The sequence below is a fragment of the Vibrio sp. 2134-1 genome (genome assembly GCF_033339495.1).
Window position 1 is genome coordinate 1 of sequence record NZ_JAWOUS010000463.1, and the last position, 680, is coordinate 680.

1 pseudogene is annotated in these 680 nt (G+C 34.1%); it reads right to left on the reverse strand.

What is annotated here, in order from left to right:
• Nucleotides 1-180 (reverse strand): annotated as a pseudogene (locus R7R78_RS26635) (superoxide dismutase); the annotation flags it as partial.
• Nucleotides 181-680: the final 500 nt, after the last annotated feature.

Genomic DNA, 680 nt, shown 5'->3' on the forward strand with positions numbered 1-680 from the left:
TCCGGCAGGAATTCCTGACAGATTTGGCGTGAATACAATTCCGTAGTCACTCTCTGATAATTCCACCGTACCGACGGCTTGGTTAGTACCCAAATCGGTCATGGTGACTGATTGGGCCAACGCGTTTGGTGTCATCACGAAAGCAGCCGCCGCTGAGATGCACAGCAATCCTTTTAACATGCGATTTCCTTCTTTATAAAGTATTCATTTGAGCGTATATCCAAGTGGTTTGTTCTCGCAGCTAAGAGTTAGACCGTACATTTGTTTGAACTACTTTAGATCTCGCTATATATGGTCTAAAAATTAACTGTTCATTTAAACATCAAGCCATTTTATGAAACTTAACATATTGAGATTACTTGGTTATAAAAAGAATAGTCGCAGTTGAACAAATATGACGCTGAATTTTCTAATTAATACAAAGTTAAATTTTTAATGAATTTACAACAAAGCTCACTGTTTGTTTATAGATAAAACTATTATTAAGCGTTTATCATAAAAATAGTCAATTTAATGAATATTTTAATATGTATTCAGTTGTTTATTGGTTGGAGGCGAAACTGTTGCTTATGTCATCAAATAAGCTAAAAAAGTGGAACTAAAGTCACTTAATGGCAGAGTAAAAAATTAAAGTCTGGTTTGAATAGGTAATAATGTTTTAGTAACAGATAGTTACGCGT